The sequence below is a fragment of the Pedobacter sp. PLR genome (assembly GCF_026239675.1).
Taxonomy (GTDB): Bacteria; Bacteroidota; Bacteroidia; order Sphingobacteriales; family Sphingobacteriaceae; genus Pedobacter.
Genome location: NZ_JAPIVQ010000005.1, coordinates 43,110 through 59,770, shown reverse-complemented (window position 1 = coordinate 59,770; position 16,661 = coordinate 43,110). Strand labels below are relative to the sequence as shown.

12 protein-coding genes are annotated in these 16,661 nt (G+C 38.7%); 1 reads left to right on the top strand and 11 read right to left on the bottom strand.

Annotated elements, in window-relative coordinates:
• Positions 1 to 237 precede the first annotated feature (237 nt).
• The 8 genes from OQX61_RS13335 to OQX61_RS13300 all read right to left on the bottom strand — a co-directional run bounded on the left by OQX61_RS13335 (position 238) and on the right by OQX61_RS13300 (position 12,883).
• Positions 238 to 1,500, bottom strand: a complete 1,263-nt coding sequence (locus OQX61_RS13335) for a DUF2264 domain-containing protein (protein ID WP_265842211.1) — start codon at positions 1,498 to 1,500, stop codon at positions 238 to 240.
• Between the two features lie 242 nt (positions 1,501 to 1,742).
• Entirely contained in the window at positions 1,743 to 1,976 is a 234-nt protein-coding gene (locus OQX61_RS13330; RefSeq protein WP_265842210.1) for a hypothetical protein, read from the bottom strand.
• Positions 1,976 to 3,238 (bottom strand): glycoside hydrolase family 88 protein, encoded by a 1,263-nt coding sequence (locus tag OQX61_RS13325; protein ID WP_265842209.1) that lies wholly within the window; start codon positions 3,236 to 3,238, stop codon positions 1,976 to 1,978. Before OQX61_RS13325 ends, OQX61_RS13330 begins: the two co-directional genes overlap by 1 nt.
• Positions 3,239 to 3,398: 160 nt before the next feature.
• Complete coding sequence (locus OQX61_RS13320; protein ID WP_265842208.1) at positions 3,399 to 5,315, bottom strand: glycoside hydrolase family 95-like protein; 1,917 nt, start codon at positions 5,313 to 5,315, stop codon at positions 3,399 to 3,401.
• A 436-nt stretch (positions 5,316 to 5,751) separates the two neighbouring features.
• The gene (locus OQX61_RS13315) at positions 5,752 to 7,518 is read right to left on the bottom strand and encodes a RagB/SusD family nutrient uptake outer membrane protein (RefSeq protein WP_265842207.1); all 1,767 of its coding nucleotides are present in this window, start codon (positions 7,516 to 7,518) and stop codon (positions 5,752 to 5,754) included.
• Between the two features lie 16 nt (positions 7,519 to 7,534).
• Positions 7,535 to 10,903, bottom strand: coding sequence for a TonB-dependent receptor (locus tag OQX61_RS13310; protein WP_265842206.1), 3,369 nt, complete (start codon positions 10,901 to 10,903; stop codon positions 7,535 to 7,537).
• Positions 10,904 to 11,097: 194 nt separating this feature from the next.
• A complete protein-coding gene (locus tag OQX61_RS13305) occupies positions 11,098 to 12,255 on the bottom strand; it encodes a FecR family protein (RefSeq protein WP_265842205.1) in 1,158 nt (385 codons plus the stop codon).
• Between the two features lie 64 nt (positions 12,256 to 12,319).
• Complete coding sequence (locus tag OQX61_RS13300) at positions 12,320 to 12,883, bottom strand: RNA polymerase sigma-70 factor (protein WP_265842203.1); 564 nt, start codon at positions 12,881 to 12,883, stop codon at positions 12,320 to 12,322.
• Positions 12,884 to 14,107: 1,224 nt separating this feature from the next.
• Between OQX61_RS13300 and OQX61_RS13295 the strand changes: the two genes are divergently transcribed.
• The gene (locus tag OQX61_RS13295; RefSeq protein WP_265842201.1) at positions 14,108 to 14,455 is read left to right on the top strand and encodes a helix-turn-helix domain-containing protein; all 348 of its coding nucleotides are present in this window, start codon (positions 14,108 to 14,110) and stop codon (positions 14,453 to 14,455) included.
• Between the two features lie 36 nt (positions 14,456 to 14,491).
• On the opposite strand, the gene OQX61_RS13290 is transcribed toward OQX61_RS13295, so the two are convergent.
• The 3 genes from OQX61_RS13290 to OQX61_RS13280 all read right to left on the bottom strand — a co-directional run bounded on the left by OQX61_RS13290 (position 14,492) and on the right by OQX61_RS13280 (position 16,567).
• Positions 14,492 to 14,722, bottom strand: a complete 231-nt coding sequence (locus OQX61_RS13290; protein WP_265842200.1) for a hypothetical protein — start codon at positions 14,720 to 14,722, stop codon at positions 14,492 to 14,494.
• An 80-nt stretch (positions 14,723 to 14,802) separates the two neighbouring features.
• On the bottom strand, positions 14,803 to 15,996 hold the full coding sequence (locus OQX61_RS13285; RefSeq protein WP_265842199.1) for a site-specific integrase: 1,194 nt from the start codon (positions 15,994 to 15,996) through the stop codon (positions 14,803 to 14,805).
• Positions 15,997 to 16,000: 4 nt separating this feature from the next.
• Positions 16,001 to 16,567, bottom strand: coding sequence for a helix-turn-helix domain-containing protein (locus tag OQX61_RS13280; RefSeq protein WP_265842198.1), 567 nt, complete (start codon positions 16,565 to 16,567; stop codon positions 16,001 to 16,003).
• Between the last annotated feature and the right edge of the window lie 94 nt (positions 16,568 to 16,661).

Here is a 16,661-nt window from a genome sequence, read left to right as displayed (position 1 = left end):
CCTGGATCTGCAAGCGGGATGCTTGGAGCTAAATAGATGGTAAAAATTCATACATTTGGTTATTGGGTTTATTGTTGATGATTGTTTCTACTTTTTTTGAGTGGTAATCCCAAAATTTTGCCTGGACCCGATTGCAGTCGGGATCCAGGTTATTTTTTCATTTGACGTAAAGTCATTCCATTATAAATAATCCTCCTTCCTTCAATTTTAAAGTGAATGTTCCCGGTTAGTTCAGCTTTAATTTTCAAGCTTATGGTCTTTATCGAACATTTTTCCGTTCCAGGCCTTTAAGGAAGTCCATTCCTCGGCTCCGTCCGACCAAAATGAATCATCAGCGGACAAACCTAAGGGCAAAAAACCCAAAGTACACATGTACAAGCTCCCAGTTGACGTGTAAGTATCTGCTACCTCCGGCTGATGACCAACAAAACCAAGTTGTAACCAGCCATTCGCATCAAAATTACCAGGTACCTTATCAAACATATTGACCATTACTTTTGTTAAAGCACATCGTACCTGAGCCGGTTTAATCTCCTTTGGTAATTTCTTTAATAAGGATATCTGCCCCAACGATTGGAATGCAGCCAAACGATAAGTTATTGACCTGCCGAAAACCGGATAAGTTCCTTCCGGGGAAATAAGCCGTTCGATGAAAGTTGAGTGACGCACCATACGCTGCACTGCAACTTCGTATTCTTTTGCATTTGCAAGTCCATTCTTCGACATCACCCTTAGCATATCAACGGTCATCGGTTGAATGACAAAATCATTGTAATAATCCATGACAAATCCAGGACCATCATTATACCAGCCATCTCCGGCATACCATTCCTTTATTTTGTTATAGGCTATATCAAGCCTCGCCGGATCATACTGTTCATTAACAGATAACAGAAAAGCCTCTGTGATGCCCGAAAATAGCAGCCAATTGTTATAATATGCTTTACGATTACGTAATGATTTAAATTCCTCAACAAATCTCTTTTTTGTCAGTTCATCCAAAGGTTCCCATAGTGCTTTTGGAGCACGAAGAAACGCATGAGCAATAAATGCCGCATCTACAATTGGCTGATAATCTGTTCTGAAATTAAGATAATCCGGACTTGCCGGATCTACTGCATTGGAAAGGCCTTTAATTAATTCTGTTCTCAGTTTTTTCCGAAGATTGCCCTCACTGGTTTCATCATCCGGCAATGAAAGCCATGGCGCAAGGCCCGCCATGGTTCTGCCTACCGCCTCCATATAAGTTACCTTTTCAACCTGTTTAGCATAATGAGGTGCCACTTCCAAGGGCATATTTTTCTTCAAGGTACCTTTAGCCAGATTATGAATAACAGGGTAAGCAATTTTCACTGCAAGGTTGCACCAGTACGCTCGATCTTCCAATCCCGTCTTATTGCTGTTTATGATGGTTCTTTTTTTACTTTTAATTTGCGAATAGCTAAAAAAACTGATCACAATCAAAAATAAAGTTCCATAGGTCTTGATACCTTTAATCATTTTTATTTATTTTATTGGTTAACAATACTTTTTAAACCGAGGTCCAATTATTATTAATTAGGGCCTCGACGTTTTTTTAGATAGGTCAATATTTTTCGCAATTTGCTTATCGGTTAAACCGATTTCCCTACTCATCCTGAATACGAGCAGACATTTTTCGGGGAGCGCCTGAACAAATATTGCCTGCCATTTTTGCCATGATCTTGTAACGGGCTATTGCAGCAATAATGGCATGAAAAGTGTCATGATTTATCCCGTTCATCTCCATCTGGTGCACAACTTACCGCCATAATTAAAACATGATCTGCCGCTCTTTTGATGCCAGTATTGTTGTTCCGATCAGCCGAAATTATACCGTTCACATGGGTTCCCTGCATAGTATCCGGAGCACCCGGCTCTTTCAGTTGCTTGATACTATTCAAGAACTTATCAGTATAAAATTCATCATAGCTACTTGGACTCAATTGGAAAATCATCAGGACTTACCTTTTAATCCTTTACATCTTAATAATGCTTCCAGGTAATAGTAGTCGGCATACGACAATGGTACATTTACCTCACTATTTGAAGGCTTTGAACCTGTACTTTGCAAAAGAATAAAACCTTTGTTCTCACCTACCCGGGATACATACCTAGTACTCAGACTATTCAATATTTCATCTGCTTTCTGAAGATAGAATGTTTTGTTTTTGCTATAACTGCTCAATTCATATAATCCAGACGTAATTACAGCAGCGGCAGACGCATCACGTGGCTCATTAGGGATATTTGGCGCGTTATAATCCCAGTAAGGTATCAGATCTTCTGGCATATTTTTATGCTTAAGTATAAAGGCTGCAATATTTTCAGCCTGCTTTAAATAAACGGGATCTTTAGTAAAGCGATAACACATGGTATAACCATATAATGCCCATGCTTGTCCGCGTGACCATGCAGATTCATGACTATATCCCTGGTGGGTGTTCTTCTTCAACACGGCACCGGTATTAGGGTCATAATCAATTACATGAAAAGAACTGTAGTCCGGACGAAAATGATTCTTTATCGTTGTATTGGCATGGCTAACCGCAACTTTATAAAAAGAAGAGTCACCAGTAAGTTTAGTCGCCTCAAAAAGAAGTTCAAGATTCATCATATTATCAATAATTACCGGATTTAACCATTTGTCGGTACCATGATCCCATGAGCGAATCACACCGGTTTTTGCATTAAAGCGGGTTGCCAGTGTTTTAGCTGATTGGATAATAACATCGGCATAGTGCTTATCTTTAGTGATGCGGTAACCAGTACCCACGCTGCAATACACTTTAAAGCCCATATCATGAGTTTTCCCGTTAAACTGTTCTTTTTCAATCATTGCAGTGTAGATTTTTGCCTGCTCCATCCACATCTTTTTACCGGTATATTCATATAAAAACCAAAGTTCACCAGGAAAAAAACCACTGGTCCAATCACGTGATGGTACCAGCTTTAATCTTCCATCTTCCAAAGTCCTAGGCGTAACAAAATCTCCTTTCGCACCTTCGGCCTTAACCTTCTCTACTTCCTTAAGCATCAAAAGTGCTTGTTCATCGGCTTGTTTAAAGGCGTTTTTAACATTTACCTTCGGTCCCCTGGATTTCGAAATTTTAGCGTTCACATAGGTATCTGCCTTAAATGCACTTATTTTTTTTTCCTGTGCAAAAGAATTACCGGAAGCTAGTAACACTGCACAAATCGTTATCGAGAGTAATTTCATAGACTTTTATTATGGTTAATATTTTATTTAATAGGTAAAAGCTGGACTTCAAGTAGTTTCATTAACTCTTCGTATTTAAAATCCAGCGGCTTAATGCTAATTTCAATTAGTCCGATTCCAAGCCAAATGCTGTTAAAGGAATCTTCTTTATACCTTCTGTTTATTTTTTTAGGCCCCAGGTCCAATTGTTATTAATTGTCGCTTTAACCGGTAAAATATGTTGATCGGTCAATTTCTCTGATGGGAAGAGAAGTACTGTTTCTCCAGCCATAGTTTTTAAGTTAACTACGCTCTTCCCTTCATATGAGGTTATAGAATATTTTAGATTTTTCCGCTTATTTGACATGACTGTTTTTATTTCCATGTCGGTCTGCAAAACGCATGTACCACCTTTTTGAGCATTTATCTTAATCATTGTAGTCTTGCCCTGCTCCCGTTTGGCTGAAATCAGGAAAGCGCCTTCTGTCAACAAATTATCAAAAGCTACATCTTTCCATTGCGAAGGGAGCGCGGGAAAAATCCTGATTTTATTTCCCCAGCTCTGGATCAACATTTCCTGAATTGAGGTAGCTGCTGCAAGAGGCGTCTCCATTACCGGACCGGTTTCCCTATACAAAGTATTAGGCTGCATAAAACGATCAAACAATTCATTTAACCATTGATAGGCCTTATCTCCATTTTCAATGTTTGCATACATTGAAGCCGCTCCTGTAAAGGAAAATCCTGCAAGCGCATCCTTATAGGACAACCAATGTTCAAGAGATTTTGATATCAGACTCCTATTCTGTTGTTGATCCCAATTTACCGTATGGAAGGGATGCACCATCATCAAATGTGAATAATGCCTGTGAGAACTGTTCAAAGGCAAATCCTTACCTATCATAAAACCAGTTTTATCTATTGGATATGCAACCAGATTTTTCAATATCTCCTCCCATCTTCGCTGATCCTGATCCTTTATATTCATGGATTTATTTATATCACCTAACGCCTCCAGTCCCCAGCGTAGGGCGGCAAGAGAATAATTCGCGTCCACTGCATTCTTATATTCAGGTGAGGCCGAAACTGGTAAGTGTAAAATTCCGTTTTCATCTTTTTCCAATAAATGTATCAGATAATTCACCGCTCTTTTTAACAGCGGATATAACTTCGTTCGCAATTCAACCTCATTTTGTGAATGCGTATAGTACTGGTGGTAACAATATAATGCCCAGGTCAAATTTCCCGGCTCAAATTGCATACCTGCTAAGTTTTTCTGGTTAAGAGGAGAAACGAGATCATAACTACTAATTCGTCCTAATGCGGCTGCATTATATTGCCATTTTTCAGGCACATTTGCAATCAGATTTTTTAAGTTGTCATTAAATATCTTATTTAGGGGTTTACTCAGTTCAAGATGGTTGGCTGTATAAATTGGAGAATAAGTTAATTGAACATTCAAATTCCACCAAATGGCCGGCCAGGGAGTTTGTGAGGTAAACCACGGTCCCATTAAATCTATTATGGGTTTATCCTCCCGTGTAGCAGATGCCAGCTTGTACATTTGAATCCAATAGAAACTCTCCAACCTTCGGTCAGGTAAAGAAATAAAGCTTTTCTTGTAAAAACTATTCCACCAATTCCTGTGACGCTGAACAATACCTGTATACCCTATACTATCAAATAGCTTTAACTCAGCAATAGCAGTTCCAACAGGATTTTCCTTTTCCGTTGCTGACATTCCTACAGAAATCTTCATGATGCTTTTCCCATTATGCCGGTCAGATTTCCAAACGGTGGCATAGCCTCCCTTATTGAGCAGCTTTTGTTCGCATAAAGAATAACCAATCGTATCTCTTAGGTTGTAGGCTGGGTTTTCCTTATAATCCTTAGCTTTTGCAACAGATCCAAATGAAATTCTTGGTGTTATACTTTTCTCAGGTAACCATGCCCAGGCTGTTTTACTTTCTGCATCAGTACCCACTGCCTCAATATAAATCACATTGTGATTGGCGTCAACAAAGCACTTAAACTTAATTGATCCTTTAGTAGTATAAATTATTCCCCCTGCTTCGGCATTATAAATATCCAGTGCCATTTTAGCACCGGTAATCTTACCGGAGGTGATTAAAGTCATTCTGCCAATGGGTAAACGTGCATTCGTTAGCAATACATCGGTAAAACCTTGTGCCGGATTTGCCCGTTGATCCACGACATCAGTTCTACCTACATCGAACCTTATTGCTTGATCATTTTCTTTATAAATATTGGCTCCAAGCAGGCCATTTCCCAAAATCATACCTGTATAATAGTTAGTGCTGATACTGTCCCACTGCATCGTCTGACGCCCTATTAACTCAGGCCAGTTGACAACAGATTTTCCTGTTTGAGCGTATCCGGCAAACATGCATCCTAAGCTTAATAGCAGACATACAAAATATTTCATATTTCAATTTGATTTTAATAATTGTTCAGGATATACCCAGACCGAAATAATTTTAATTACCTAAGCAGCCTGGGTTCTCCGGTTGGTTTTATTCTAGTGGTGCAACATTACTTTCGCTACCCGTATACCCGAGGTTTTGGTTAATTTGACCACCTGTATTGGCATTAATATTTGACTGTGGAATTGGCCAAAGCATGTGAAACGGACTCATTTTAAACGGGATTCCTCCAGCGACAAGCTTCCCGCCATAAAAATTATTTGCAGCCATCACCCGATCATAGAAATAGTTTTTCTTATCAATATTCCCCGTACTGTAGCCATTTTTTCCCTGATCTGCCATGATAAAAGCAATTCTGGTAAGCTCAGTTTTTCGGGGCTCTTCTGTAAACAGCTCTCTCGCCCTTTCATCTAAAATATAATCCATGGTGACATCGGCCGGACCGATCAATGGCGCATTGGCCCTTCTCCTAACCGCATTAATGTCATCTGCTGCATTGCTCATTAGGTTCTTCCAATAATAAGCTTCAGCCCTCAACAAATAAGTCTCCGCAAGTCTGAAAATATATACATCAGTATAGCCCCCTCTTGCATCATTGCTGATCAAAGGGCTGTTTACCTCGTCAGGAACTACAATTTTATAATATTGAAATGGGAACCAGCAGCGAATAGTATCTGTAACCGCAGACTTAGGAATAGGTTTATTGAATTGAGCAGGATTTGCCGGATTGTTATATTTCAAACTATCCATGGGAAACCAGTTTGGCCAGGTGTGTCTGTAATCACCGCTGCTATTAGCCCAAATGCCATAGGCCAAACTAACCGAAGGCCTTGATCTGGCAATTCCTCTTAACAGATAAACATACTGTGGATCTCCCAGATTTCTTGTTGTTCCGGTTATGCCTGTCCACAAAGGTCCATAAGTCCGTGTACGTTGAGATCCGCTCGCCGTTCCACCAACTACCTGGTACCGATCCTGTCCTATCAGTATACCTTCTGTATTTTCGGCCAGGCTTATATTTTGCTTTCTAAATAAATCCCATAAAACATTGTATTTCGGATTCGCCTTATCAACTCCAAAACGGTTTGTCATTAGCGCAAGTCCAGACTTATTGATCACTTCATTTGCAGCTGATATTGCCTGATCAAACATACCAAGGCAAAGGTATATTTTAGTTAAAAGGTGATATCCTGCAGCGCGGTTAACCGCACCACGTGGTGCATTTACTGGTAACCACTTTACTGCAAACTCCATATCCGCCATCATTTTTCGCAGAATTCTCTTCCTTGAAGAAGTCTGCAGGTCTAACGTAGGTTTAGTGATTTCCTCTAACAACAAAGGCACATCACCGTATTGATTGACTATTCTATAATACCAATAGGCACGATGAAAATACCCTTCAGACAAAATCTCATTTTTATCTGCTTCGCTTGAATATTTAGCCTGTGAATGACGGGTGATCACAATATTGGCCGCTTTCACCGCATCCCAGGCTGCAGACCAGTATGAAGACTCACCGCCACTATCTGAATTATCCAGAATCTTTGAATTTCCGGCACCATTCGGGGTTAGCTGTGTATCAAAATCCTTTAAAGATTGTGGTGCGGTTTCACCATTAACAGTCAGATCAGAAGCATTATACTCTGTGGATATCAACGGATTATCATTAAGAAATTCATTTCTCAATTTTACCCGACTGGTATTTAACAAAGCAATCATAGAACCCTTATCGACATACGTGTTTTCAGGTGTAAAAATGGAAAGTGGATTAGGCGTCAAAAAGCTTTTTTTGCAAGAACCCAGCAGCAATAAACCAAATATTGATAGCATTGCCGGTACTTTATAATTATTTTTCATACGAATTAACATTAAGTTAGAAACTGAAATTAACGCCTAGGGTGGCAATTCTTGGAGTAGGCCCTTTTGTTTCAGGATCCCAGAAATCCCAATCTGAAACGGTGTAAACATTATTTACATTTAAAAAGACACGGGCATTCTGAACATGCAGTTTAGAAGTCAATTTACCTGGAAACTTATAGGCCAGAGTCAGGTCCTGAAGTCTGACAAAAGATGATCTCCTCCACATGGTGGGTGCAGGATTGTATCCTGAATTCAATCTCGCTGCATCATTAATTGGATTTTCAGGGGTCCAGTAATCATACTTATAGCTATTCAAACGATCATAGTAGTAACCGGTTTGAGGATGTAAATAATTACTGTTGCTTGAATAATGACCAAGATCTGCACGGAGAAAGAAAGACACCATAAAATTATCATAAATGGTAAAATCATTTCTCAAACCTATTTTAAAACGCGGATCTCTGTAGCCTTGAAAAACCCGGTCAATGTCGGTGATTGCAGTGACACCATTTACATTTGTAATATCCTGGATTTTAACATCTCCGGGCTTTCTGCCATATTTAGCTGCATCATCCTTTTCATTCTCCTGCCAAACACCCGTTACCTTGTAACCATAAATCTGATCTATGGCATGCCCGATATACCATCCATTGGCATCGTCATCAGCCTCTTTTCGACCAGTTACCACCCCATTTGCATCTTTCACATCTACCATATTTCCATACAAATGCTTTATCTCATTTCTGTTTGCAGAAAGCACGATCTGTGATGACCATTTTATATTTTTAGCCTCAATATTCTTTGAAGTCAAAGTTAGCTCAAAGCCCCTGTTGGTTACTTCCCCAAGATTTGATAAAACCGATCTGTATCCTGTGATAGAGGGAAGACTTCTGTCCAAAAGCAAATCTTTAGTTGACATATAATAGGCTTCAATAGTTCCTTCTATTCTATTATTAAAAATCCCAAAATCAAGTCCAGTGTTATAAGCAGTGGTTCTTTCCCAACGCAAATCTTCATTAGCAAGGCTATTATTCGTTATCGCTATTGCAGTCACTCCGTCAATAATGATCTTTGAATCTGAGACTGAGGCTAAGGCTCCATAAATTGGTATACTTCTATTTCCATTGATCCCGTATGACAGTCTTAATTTTAAATCACTGATCCAATCTACCTTATTCATGAATCCTTCATTAGAGATTCTCCATGCAGCGGCCAGAGCAGGAAAAACAGCCCTTGGATTTTTCGTCCCAAAAGCAGAGAAACCATCCCTGCGTATAGATGCAGTTAGCAGATACTTATTGTCATACGCATAATTGGCCCTTAGCATCATTGCGTCCCCAGTACTATAACTATCACTGTTCGTAGTTGTCAGTTTTATCTGGGCGCCAACACCCAGATCATGGTAACCTAATGCATCTGAAGGCGAGAACTGAGAAGTTGCAGTAGTACCACTCCATCCTCTGTTTTTCTCCGCATTGATCAAACCAGTTAAATCCAACCGATGTACACCGGCAAAGGTTTTACCCCAGGTCAGGATATTGTCTATCTGCCAGGAAGAAGTTGAGCCATCATTTCTTGATGCTGAACCCGAAAGATTAATACCCGGAATACTGGATGGCAAGGGTCTGCCGTTGTAGGTGTCTTTCCCGTAGAAAATATAGTTTTTTGACCAGGCCATCCTGTTGTTAAATGAAAGCTGATATTTAATACCAAAAGGTAGCTTTACATTAGCGAACAAATTGGCAACAATGTTTTGATTGGTATTTAACAGATCAGCTGCAGAATTAATAAATGGATTCATGGATAAGTTATCATCATGAGGAAACCATTTTATCGTTCCATCAGGATTATTGTAACTTCCATAAGGACTTAAACCGACAACATTATCCCAATCGGCAGGATTTGTGGTATCATCTCTATTTGCAAACTGGGTATTCATTCCTATTTGCAGAAATTTGGTGATATCAGCAGACAAATTCAATCTCGAACGTATTGTCTTGTACTTGTCTCCTACAACTATTCCTTCATTATTTGTAGAACCCAGGGACCAGTAATAACTAAACATATCAGACTTGCCCGAGACACTCCCATTGTATTCCTGGCGAAGTCCAGTTTGAAAAACCTTATCCATCCAATTTATACTATTCCCGGCCAGATAATTTTGCCTTTCAATCTCCTGTAATTTAAGCCGGTCGGTTAGCCATATGTTAACAGGATCACCAGCCTGTCCACCTAACCACGTAGTCAAATCCACTCCCGCAGGTAAATCGCGCGGATCTTGGTAATAATATTGAGGCCTGGTATATCCATTTAAAGAACGTTGTGCCTCCCCATGTGCCAAAAGATACTCGTCCTTGTTGAAAACGTCCTGTTTATGAAGCACCTGAGTTAAGCCCACCTTCATATCAAAATTGATCACAGGTTTTCCAGTCTTGCCTTTTTTTGTCGTGATGGCCATGACTCCTGAGGCTGCTCTAGAGCCGTATACGGCAGCTGCACTTCCATCTTTTAATAAATCTATGGTCTCAATATCATTGGGATTGATGTCATCAAGCGCACCATTATAAATGACCCCATCTACCACAATCAGTGGATCATTGCTTGCTTTGAGGGATTTTTTACCTCTGATCTCCATACTGCCGCCACCTTTTGCAGTGGTATTCATATTGGTATTAAAGCCCGCGACTGTCCCCCTAAGTAACTCCAATGGGTTAGATACTGCTTTATTTTCGATCTGGCTGGAATTTATGCTGGAAACAGCACCAGTTAAATCAGTTCTTTTCTGAGTACCATAGCCTACTACCACCACCTCTCCAAGATTCTGCTGACTTTCCTTAAGGACAATATTAAATTCCTTTTTATCATTTACCCTTATTTCCTGAGTTTGAAAACTGATATTAGAGATGACCAGCACATCATCCGATGCAACATTGATGGAAAATATACCATTCGCGTCTGTAATGGCACCTTTATCCTTTCCTTTAACCATAACAGTAACACCGGGTATTGGCTTCCCCTGTTCATCTGTCACTTTACCTTTAACGATAATAAACTTAAAATTATCCTGACTCCGATATAAAATTGACGGTAATCCTTTTTGGATAATAACAGTTTTATCCTTAATGATAAACGACAGCATATTTCCGGTAAGCACCTGGCTCAAGGCAGTCTCTAAGGAAGCATTTTTAAGCTTCACATCAAGATTTCCTGCTCGTTTGACAAGATTGCTCTGGTACACTACGGTATACCCGGTCTGTTTTCTTATTTCTGTAAAAAAAAATTTTAGATTCGTATTGCTCTTTTGCAAGGTGATTTTCTGACCAAAGCCAGCAGCACTCACCTGCATTAAAGAAATCGTAATTATGATGGTGATTATCTTCATAATTCGGAAAATTTGCATAGGCATACGAGTGTACAACCCATGCCTGATGAGATTATAAAAAATCATATATTTGGTTGTTTTGGTTATTTCCGGTTAATAGTTTTCAGCAAAATTTTTATAGGGTAACCATAACATCTGGCTGGAAGTGTTGGTAGCACTTTCAGCCCTTATGGTCATTACCCTTATGAGTAATTTTATTTCATTACAATGATCCTCCTTCCCTCTATTTTAAAGTGGACCCCGCCGGCTAATTCAAGTTTATCCAGGACCTGAGCAACATTCTCGTAACGCGACACACTACCTCCAAACTGGATTGTTTTGTCTACATCCTTATACACCACCTCTACATCATACCACCTGGAAATCCTTCGCATGATGCTTTCCAAGCCTTCATCTTCCAATAAAAACAGTCCGTTTTTCCATGCGATGGCGGATCCGGCATCCACAGAGATAACCTGAACGTCTTTTTGTGATAGTATAGATTGCTCGTTTGGTTGTAAAATAAGATCCTTAGACAGTTTATTATTTAGAAAGGTGGCAGATACCTTTACAGATCCTTCAATAAGTGTTGTTATAGTCGATGCTTCATCCGAATAAGCATTCACATTGAAATGCGTACCCAAGACTTCTATCACCTGATTGTTGCTTTGTACGCGGAAAGGAATTCCCTTTACTTTAGCAATCTCAAAATACGCTTCACCATGCAACTCTACTTTCCTCTCCCCGCCAGCAAACTTTACAGGGTACTTCAGACTTGATTTTGCATTTAGCCAAACATGTGAGCCATCCGGTAAAACAACCTGCCATTGTCCCCCCAAAGGTGCTTCAATGGTATTGTATTGAAGCGCAGCATTTTCATTTGAGATACTATTTACTATTTCATATACCAATGCTCCATTTGCTGTTTTAGTAATCTCCATGCCAGACTGGAGCGCAACCTGTCCGCTTATTGAATCGTTTAAACTAATCTTTTCTCCATTAGCCAGGGTCAATATCGCCTTATTGGTCCCTGGATGAATCGAACCCGCATTTGTGATCTGCTCTTTTTTATTTTTATCTTTTGTCCCTGGAGAATAGAAATAGGCAATGCTGTAGAAAAGTAACAAGCTGGCAGCTACGGCTATGCTCCATCTTATTTTTAAAACCCGCGTATCCTGTCTTCCATTTTTAATATTGCTGAATAAACGGATGTTCAACTCCTCTTCTGACTCGTCGCCGCCTGTCCATTGCAAAGGTTCAGCTGTTTCCAGATCATACCACTTATCAAGTATTTCTTTTTCTTTAGGGGTAAGTGTACCTTTTAGCCATTTATCTGCTAACCGATTCAAATCCGATCTACTAATTGGTGTCATAACCCAGGCCTTTCTTACATAGTGTCTAAAACTATGCGACTACCCTATATGACTATTAAAAAAATTAAAGAAAAAATAGAAATTGACCAATTGAGGTTCTTAAAAATTTTAACGCCCTGCTGATATGGGCTTCGATATTTTTTTGAGATAGGCCAAGATTATTCGCAATTTGCTTATTGGTTAAACCGGATTCCCTACTCATCCTGAATACGAGCTGACATTTTTCGGGGAGCGCCTTAACAGACATTTCAATTTCGCGCTGAAGATTAGAGAATTCGATCCATTGCTGTGTGGAATCATCAATCACATTCAATTGATTTATTTCTTCAACATGATCATATACAAGCTTCTTATTGCCTGCCATTTTTGCCATGATCTTGTAACGAACTATTGCAGCGATATAGGTATGAAAAGTATTATGAATTTGTAGCTTATGTCTATTTCTCCAGATGTCGAGAAATGCATCCTGTACAATCTCTTCCGCATCAGCCTCTGACAACAGCTTAAATACAACTTTATGAAGCATACGCTTCCAATACCTCTGGTATAAGAGCGTAAATGCTTCTTCATTATCCTGCTTTAATAAAACAAGTAATTCATCATCCCTTAAGTTGTCAATTTTTCCCATTACCATTCACCTTTAAGTCGGCACGCTGTGCCTGAATCATGAATATTATTGTTATTTGAGAGAAAAACATCACTTAATTTTGGTTTTAAAAAAAATGGTAATATATTTTTAAAATCACGAAACCCTCATAGAAAAACTTTATTAATCCTCAACATGTATAGTACCGCCTCTACTCCAGCCAATCTCTGTTCCACGTAAAGCTACTGGTCACCAGTTGATAAACATTCCAAAGCGCAAGATCATAAGATCGTCAAAATGGCCTCAGATGTTTTCATGAATGGATTCACTATTACTGTCTGGATATTGCTTTGAAAAAAAAGACAGTAATATCAAGAGGCTAAAAAAAACTCCATTGTGTTAAGATTCTATTTGGTTTCAGAAAGACTAAATTATTCTCTTTATTCCCATAGAACAATGAATTATTCTCTTTTTTTAATGGATTATTAACCTATTTGTTTGATTGAGTAAAATGACTTTTCATAGAAGATGTTTTATGCAAAATTTGTAATATTTATAGAACGTACAGAAAAAGCCTAGCTCAAACATATGTTATCTTATATATTGCTTTATGTTTAGAAATTTAAATTAACTAAGCTCATTACAAAATTATCATGGGCTTTGTGTTACCCTTTCAATATTTTTCTATCACTGATTTATCATAGTACATAATTCTCCCGATTTCCCTAAAAGGTATGGTCCCGCGAATCCTAAGGTTTTTTGATAAACGAGGTGACCAGAGAAAAAGGAAGAACCGTACGAGGCTCCGGTTACATTTGTACCGAAGAATAGCATATCAGAGGGAGAAGTTAACAGCGAAGAGATCGTTATACAATATTGAATAGTTAGAAAAAAAAGAGTCCTCCAAAACGCAAATTAAGTAATACACATTGCATTTGAATTATAATAGACAGTGAATAATAAACTAACTAGAAGAGATCAAATGCAATGTAATATATTTATTATCAAAAATTTATCAATAAAGACTCAGAACAGACAATCATAATCCCATTCTTTATTAGTGACCAAATTTTCAGGGAATAGCTGGTCTATGCATTCCGGAGGTGATCAATGCGCCATCCTCAATAAGCTTCTTCTTATAAGTTACCTGTGTACATCTGCGAAAATCTAATCTATTTATCCCATGTGGGACTTCCTGTATTTTAAATTGGCAATTATTGTAATCAACAGAATAGACTGTGAAAACAAAAAAGAGGAATTCTACCCATGGAACCATTTAGTTTTGAAAAACTTCCCGAAGTAATCAGAATCCTATTTGAGAAAGTAGAGCATATTGAAGAATTACTTCAGGATTTACAGCCGAAGGATCCCAACGATAATGAACTTTTAACGATTGAGGAAGCTTCCGAATTTCTGAAAGTCACTGTTCCCGCACTATACACAAAAGTAAGCAGACAGGAGATCCCGGTAAGCAAACCAGGCAAAAGACTATACTTTAATAAATCCGATCTTAAGAAGTGGATCATTGCTTCAAGAAAAAAAACAGTTATGGAAATTAGAAAAGAAGCTGAAGAGCGGATGAAAATACTAAATAAACATAAAAACTTTGTTTGACATTACCGCACAAAACGATGATTCTATTTAGTTTTTTTAGAACCTATAACGAAGTTTGATATTTCTCCCTATAGCCTTAAGAAGCTCCGTATGATCGCTTACAGTCACATCAACAGCATCCCAGTCCCCGTTCGAATTACAAACCAGCTGATACTCCCTATTATTCAGGTTAATCTGAATTTCAGTAGTTAGTTTGGTAATTCCCTTGGTAATAATGAGGTAAGTATAGTCTTTCTCCTTAAAGTTGATGCGCATGGGTAAGTTCATAATGCAAATATAGCATCGCAAATTACCTTTTATTGTGCTATTTGTTACAAACCCCATAAATAGCTATGAAGGGGTTAAAACTAATTTTCATTCCGATGCACAATAAACTTAAATGATTTGGGGGCTAAGTTTTCATCTACTTCCATTGCTTCAATTTCTTCCGGCATTTTCAACATCACCTTGTCTGCAGCATTACGCTTGGTCTTGTCTACAATTTTGGCATAGATCTCCGTATTCTTAAAAGCCTTATGACCCAACATTTTAGAAACCGTGTAAATGTCTGTTCCCAATTCCAATTGGAGTGTGGCAAAAGTATGGCGAAAACTATGAAAAGTAATGTTCTTTTTAATACCAGCACCAGCCAGCCAATGCGTAAAGAAGGCCTTCAATCTGGAATACCTCAAACCTTGAAAAACAAGTATGTTTTCTGTGTTTTGAATCCCCATAATGGAGACAGCCTGATCTGAGATTGGCATTACCTCCGCTGCTTCTGTTTTTTCCTGCGAGAACTGAAGTTCATATTTCCCGGCAGTTCCACGCAGCTCTGACCATTTCAAAGTCGCTACATCAGAAAATCTCAAACCGGTAAGCCCAGAAAAAAGCGAAGCCATTTTCATTACATCTGAGTCAGCAGGAGTTTCTGCTAATTGTTGGAATTCCTCAAGGGTAAGCCTTTCTCTATGCGTCTCTTTAGGTGTAATCGGCTTAACTATCGCATGTAGATCCTGGGGAATTAAACCCTTTTTATAAGCGATTCTTAAAATATGCCTAAACTTAGCATAATAACTTACAGCAGTATTTTTTGAAATTGGCCTTCCAGTCCTGCTAATACCAGGCCCACTAAGTAAATAATTTTTATAATCCTCACACAAGTAATCATTGAGCTCAGGAAACTTCAAATCATGGCCGGAAAATGCGATAAAGTATCGTAAGCCCATCCCCCAGTTATCTGAAACAGAGTGTTGCTTTTTACGAGCTTCCGTTTGAAAAAAGTCGATAAAGCTAGAGTCTCTCAGGGCATCAGAAATAAAACCAAACCTTCGATTCTGTATATCCAATTGCCGTTGAGCACAAACGGTACGAGCCAGCAGCATCGTTTCCTTATTGTGTTGACGTTCCAATTGATCAGCAGGATCATCAAAAATATACAATTTGAGCATCTCAAATCTATGTAATTTTCCGTTACCTGGATTTTTAAGGGGTGGTGAATAGTCAAGCAACAAACTTTGTCTATTTTTCGTAATGCTTCTCATCCTCAATTTCACTTTAGCCATAACTTTATCTGTTTTGGTTTATAATTCTTTCTAAATCAGATTTCAGTACATAGGTGTACCAGCCACTTTGATATTTTGGAATGTTATTTCTTTTGATCAGCGAGTTTAAAGCAGTTTCTGAAAAATTGAACTTTTCCTGAGCTTCACCCATAGAATAGCAATATTTCGGATGCGGCGGCTTCTTAGGTTTCTCCCTGATTTTAACTGGAATTTCTGAGTGTTCAAATATTTTATCAACTTCAGTCCTTTTAATAATGAGTTTCCTGTCAGAAAGCCGAACTGCCTTTATTTTTCCGCTATAGATGATGTTGTAGATCGTCCTGGTACAGATATGGAGTAATTTGGAAGCCTCCTTAACAGTTAGAAATTCAGCCGGTTCCTGTTTAAATTCAATCAAAGCTGCAGTTTGTTTCACCTCCAGATCAGACACGTTCACTTTAAGATCACGAACCTTCTGTTTTGCATGTCTACTGTTGCATTTAAGACTGCAATAGCGGGTAACAGTAGTCTTCGCGATAAAGGTATTCAGGCAAAATTCACAAATTCTTTTAACGGCAATATTCGAACTCATTGTATAATTATTTAACACCCTTTCATTCGTTCTCGAATCCCCCTTTTTCTCCTCAAATCATCGGTGGTAATTTACCCCCAGTTTTAGCCCCATT